Here is a 5,516-nt window from a genome sequence, read left to right as displayed (position 1 = left end):
CGCCATCGGCCCAGATGTAGACGTAACGCCGGGCCGAAAGATCCCGCCGCTGCCAGCGCTTGAAGTCGGATTCCCATTCGCCGCGCAATCGGGCAACTACCGAGGGCGAGAGGTTTGGCGCATCTTTCCCCAACAACGCCCCCAATGCATCTTGGAAATCACCCATCGAAATACCGCGCAGATAAAGGATGGGCAGCAACGCATCCAGGCTCCGGGTCCGACGCGCCCAGGGCGGCAAAAGGGCCGAGGTGAAACGAATGCGCTCACTGCCCGCCTCCGCCCCGCGGTCGCGCAGCTTCACGCGCTGCGCCGCGACCGGACCAATCCCGGACTGGATTTCCCTCACCGGACCCAGACCGTGCCGCGCAATGCGGTCGCGACCGTCAGCCAGCCGTTCACCCTTCATCGCGGCCAGAAACGCCACAGCCTCCGCCTCGATTGCCTGGGCCAGCACCCGACGGGCCCCGTCCCTCAGGATCGCCGTCATCGGATCCCCAACGCTTCCGGGCTTACGGAAGGGAAGAATAGTGCTATCGCTCGTCATAGGCGTATCGCTGCTTCAAGAGCTTCGGGCAGGCTTCCACCCGCTTCGATACGCCACCTTTCTCACCATGCCATCACACAATTTCGGCCATAGCTCCCATCCAGTTTCACCCCCCTCCCCGTCCCCGTTCCCGTCCCCCGTAAGCGGCTTGGTACGGTATAATCAGAGCGCAAGCTTCGAATGTCGAACTTAGCCTGCGAAGGCAGCACATTAAAATTAGGTCAGCCTGAACGAGCAATCAAAGCGCACGGTCGAGCACGTGGTCCCCCTGTGCAAACACGAGACGCGTCCGACCAAGAGTTTGTGTATCCAAAGCAACAGAAACTTCTCCTCTGAGTTCAGCTACCTGCGGCCAAATCTAACCTGCGACATTAAGGCTTGGCGCCGGTGTTCTGGTAGGTGCTAAGGGACCAAATCCCCGGATACTGCGGCTGGTACGACCGGACCGTAATCAGCTACATCTAGTTTTTCCTGCTGCACCTGGCGGAACCGGTCATCGCTTGATCAGGGAGTTCCCCCCCCCATTTACGCTTCCTACGGAAAAAGAGGATGGTTTTACAATACTCAAAAAGCTAGACGCTATCGTGGTGGTTAGTCGCCATAGGCAATGTCGAAGCGTGATCTTTCCGGCGAAGATGCGCGCGCGATTCTACAATCGCGGCCGAGCCAGTTTCGTCACGCTCTTTGACAGCCGTCTATCCAATGAGCAAGACATCACGACACAATAGAACGGTGCGAAAGTCGCTGACGGCGATGCGGAGCTATTTTCGTTCCTGCGTCATACGCTACGTAATTCTGTTATCTGCTAAGCTTTCAGCACGGGGTAGTGAAAGCACCGGCATCGGTTCGGGCCATCCACAGGGCCTCATGAGGTCAGTATCTCATACAAAGGTTTCCTGAGATCCCTTAATCTCTACCCACGCCCCCTCCCGGTTCCGAGCCCCAGGAACTGTGGGAATTCGCCAAAGCTGGGGCTAGCTCCTCATGAGGCTATGAACTACACGCCTCGCTTGGACCTCTGGCGATGTGATAGCCACCTAACGGCTAGGCAACGCATGCCTAATCTCGCGCGGCATGAGACCCCTATAAGATCATGAGGCACTGAGGTTTTAAGACAATAAGGTGATAGAACCCGCTGAATGAGCCTGGCAGCTTATTAACCTCATGAGGAATTGAGGCACAGCAGCTATGAGATAGAACAGTGTCCTCGACAGGCGATGTCATGCGCCTGCCTACGTCGCCCGAAGTAAATAAAAGCACTGGCTTTATGAGGCACTGAGGTCATGAAAACATATCCTCATCTCCACCGTTTCTCATCCCCTCATATATTCATGAGGCTTCTGTGTATTTAACGAGGGCGCTAACCGCTTTTGGCAGGGACAAACGACCTCATGAGCAACTGAAAAACTGAGGAATTATCCTCATGAGCCAATGCTAATGACTCGCCAGCCTTCAACGAGAATCGACACTGTACAAAAGTAGACGGTGGCCATTTAGCAGGGCCTAAAAGGGAATATGAGTTTCCTAGATGGTCGCGGGGTCGACGGTCGAGTAAGGTTTTTCTTAGACAAAAACATCATGAGGCAATGGGTTCATGAGGAGATCATCTCAGTTTACAATGAGCCAAAATTGCTGAGGTTGCCGGACTAGGATCGGAGCCAACCTAGATAGGGCGTTACGAACGAGGAGTTGAGACACTGAGACAATGCGCTCATGAGGAGGTGGGTCGGCAGTTAGGGTTGGATCAGCGTCAAAGGCAGGATCTGCGACTCTGGCCGGTCGACATCTCGGGCGGCGCAGCCCATTAAGACGACCCTGAGCAGAAGGAATTGACGTCGAGCACCATTACATCTAATCCTCATATTATCACCACCTCATGAGGCACTGAGGAAATGAAGGTAGTTGCTCTGACATCAGACAAAGGCGGCATGGGAAAGTCCACGGCCGCGATTAATCTCGCCTGTGCCGCAACCGAGGCAGGCCTGGAGACGGCGATCCTGGACCTGGACCCACAAGCATCGGTGGGAAGGTGGGCGCGGCTGCGAAAGAAAGCGGGGCTTCCGCCACGACCATTCGCTGAAGTCTGCGTCCCAATCGACGTAGAAGATCGACTCGGCGAACTTAAGGATGCCGGGGCCCAACTTGTTTTGCTCGACACTGCGGGACGGGACAATAACGCGATTACGACAGCCATCGGCGCAGCCGACCTTGTGCTGATCCCATGTCATCCGACTGATCTCGAACTGTCGACGCTTGGTCCCACACTCGCACGGCTCCGCGCAGACAATAAACGGCATTTTGTTCTCTTGATCGATTGGTCGGCGGGCGCGTCGCGCCGACGTGGTGACGCGACGACTGCGATCGAGAGGGCAGGGGGGAGGGTTGCCCCAGCCATCTATACGCATCGGGCTGACTACAGGGTTGCGATTGAGCAGGGTCAAGGCGTGACAGAATTTCAGCCCCACCAGGCCGCCTCGATTGAAATTAGGAAAGTGTGGCGCTGGCTCCGCGTGGAGATTGGTATGCCTGACATAGCGGCTTTGGCGGCCGCGGGTAGGGAGTGAGGACGATGGCAAAACGGCCAAGTGCGCTTGCGGATTTGGATATTGAGCGGGAGGGACTAGCTCATCAGGATGGACTAGCTGAGCGGCTAACCCGGCAACGGGCCAAGAGAGAAGGTGAACCATCAAACGCCGCGGATACTTCGTCGCCTTCAAAAGAGGCACAAGTCGTCCCATCCAGCGGGGCTGTGCCCGACAGGAACGCGTGGCGACGCGGGAAGTCACTCATCCAAGTTGCTATACCCGAAGACGTCCACGTTGAACTAGGCGTTATCGCCAAGCGAAGAAGAATCACTTTGAGCCAAATGGTCAAGGCTGCGCTGAACGATTGGTTGGATAAGCATGACCATCGAATAAGAATTCCAGACTAATGCGCTCATACCCTCGTGTCATCATCTGCCCATAACCTCGTAACCTCGTAACCTCATAACCTCATAACCTCATGAGAAACAGGCAGGGTCATTAAACCCCCTGACTCGGAGATGACTTATGCGGCTGAATGGAACAAAAACATAGTATATCGCAACCACTTAAGTTTTCGATTAATTGTAGGGCGCGGCTTCGCTGTCGCGCAAGGCTCTGGTCCGATGCGGTGTGGATTCCCAAAAAAAGTAGGTCGAACAACATAAAGCCCATCTGAAGCGATCTCAAGGCGCCACGCCACCAACCAAACCTCCGTTCATGCCTATGCCCTTGACCAAACTGATCATGAAGCCGTCTTTGACCTAAATTCGGAGCGTAAGTACGTTCCGTTATCAGACTGAAACGTCTCTACTTACGGGTCTGGCTTTGAGAATTATTCAAGACAGCCGCAGGAGGGAAGGGGGGTAATTTTCTACTATCGCGCGCCTGATGATGGTCCTGTCCGTGATCTCGGGTAAACACGATGCATGGCGACAACCAAAGCTACCGCGCATGGGAGACATATCCAGGTACCGAATACCGCCCTACCATCATTTATTCTGAAGTCGGTGTTTGGTCTGCCTGGTTTCCGGGGCGAGCAACAGTCGATCATCGAGCACGTCGTCGAAGGTGGTGACGCCATCGTTCTGATGCCGACCGGTGGAGGTAAGTCCCTGTGCTACCAGATCCCTGCCATATGTCGTCCGGGCGTTGGCATTGTGGTCTCGCCGCTGATTGCCCTCATGCGCAACCAAGTCGATATCCTCCGCCAACTCGGCGTGCGCGTCGCGACACTGAACTCTTCGTTGACCGGAAGCGAACGTAGCAAGGCCAAGGCCGCGTTGCGTGACGGAAAGCTCGATCTCCTTTACGTCGCGCCCGAACGGCTGATGATGACGGACTTCCTCGATATGCTTGACGGCGCCCAGATCGCCCTGATCGCAATCGACGAGGCCCATTGTGTCAGCCAGTGGGGTCATGACTTTCGGCCTGAATATCTTCAGATTGCCGAACTCGCCGTCCGGTTTCCCGGAGTTCCGCGGGTCGCTTTGACCGCAACTGCTGATCGGCAAACCCGCGAGGATATTCGGCGTCGCTTAAAGCTCGACGCCGCACGACTGTTCCTGGCCAGCTTCGACCGGCCCAATATCCGCTATGCCATCATGCCGAAAACCGAGCCTCGCCGGCAATTGATAAGCTTTCTCAAATCACGGCTGGGGGAGAGCGGCATCGTCTATTGCCTGAGCCGGAAATCGGTGGAGGAGACTGCCGCCGGATTAAAGGCAAGCGGCATTCGGGCGCTGCCCTATCACGCGGGTCTCGACGGAGCGATCCGCTCACGCAATCAGGATGCCTTTCTGAAAGAGGAGGGGTTAATCCTGGTTGCGACCATCGCTTTCGGGATGGGGATCGACAAACCGGATGTGAGGTTTGTTGCGCATCTCGACCTCCCGGGTAGTCTGGAAGCCTATTATCAGGAGACGGGCAGGGCAGGGCGGGATGGACTGCCAGCCGAAACGCTTTTGCTTTACGGAATGCAGGATCTGGTGCTCCGGCGAGCGATGATCGACCAGAGCAATTCGCCGACGGAGATCAAACGGATCGAACGGGCAAAGCTCGATGCTCTGCTGGGCGTCTGCGAGACATCATCCTGCCGGCGACAGGCGATCCTAGCCCGCATTATGCATGAAGGTCGGCGAGCATAGCGTAAACCGTTGATTCGTTGTAAGTATTTGTTGTTGAGACAAAACTTCACCACGACGGAACACCATGCTCGCCTCGGTTGCAAATACTCCAATTCTCCCTGGTCTGTCACCTGTCGCCGGCAAGTCGATCGAGGCCCGGTTCGACGGCGATCTGCTCTCCTCCGACGGGGGGTTGCTGGGGTTACGCGCCATCGAGCAACGGCTCGGCATCGCAAGTCGTTTGGCCGCATGCATCGATGATCCTCGTGCGCCTGGGCGTGTGATCCATGGGCTCGACGAAATCATCCGGTTTCGCATGCTGAT

The 5,516-nt window shown here is 56.1% G+C and carries 4 protein-coding genes; 3 read left to right on the top strand and 1 reads right to left on the bottom strand.

The annotated features are described in order from the left end of the window. On the bottom strand, positions 1–544 hold a 544-nt coding region (locus tag BW994_RS18550), incomplete at its 3' end, for a transposase (RefSeq protein WP_245801609.1). A gap of 1,892 nt (positions 545–2,436) precedes the next feature. Between BW994_RS18550 and BW994_RS20615 the strand changes: the two genes are divergently transcribed. From BW994_RS20615 to BW994_RS18535, 3 genes are all read left to right on the top strand, one after another. Next, positions 2,437–3,108, top strand: a complete 672-nt coding sequence (locus BW994_RS20615) for a ParA family protein (protein ID WP_029314213.1) — start codon at positions 2,437–2,439, stop codon at positions 3,106–3,108. A gap of 887 nt (positions 3,109–3,995) precedes the next feature. Beyond that, complete coding sequence (locus BW994_RS18540; protein ID WP_083703317.1) at positions 3,996–5,213, top strand: RecQ family ATP-dependent DNA helicase; 1,218 nt, start codon at positions 3,996–3,998, stop codon at positions 5,211–5,213. 64 nt (positions 5,214–5,277) lie between these two features. Then, positions 5,278–5,516, top strand: a 239-nt coding sequence (locus BW994_RS18535; RefSeq protein WP_175612149.1) for a transposase, incomplete at its 3' end; no start/stop codon positions are given.

This window comes from Acidiphilium rubrum (assembly GCF_900156265.1).
In the GTDB taxonomy this organism is placed as follows: domain Bacteria; phylum Pseudomonadota; class Alphaproteobacteria; order Acetobacterales; family Acetobacteraceae; genus Acidiphilium; species Acidiphilium rubrum.
The sequence above is the reverse complement of the archived record's forward strand: the minus strand, read 5'-3'. Positions and strand labels throughout refer to the sequence as shown.

Excerpts from the sequence above, each read along its gene's own strand:
- BW994_RS18540 (WP_083703317.1), top strand. The coding sequence starts at position 3,996 with ATGGCGACAACCAAAGCTACCGCGCATGGGAGACATATCCAGGTACCG.
- BW994_RS20615 (WP_029314213.1), top strand. The coding sequence starts at position 2,437 with ATGAAGGTAGTTGCTCTGACATCAGACAAAGGCGGCATGGGAAAGTCC.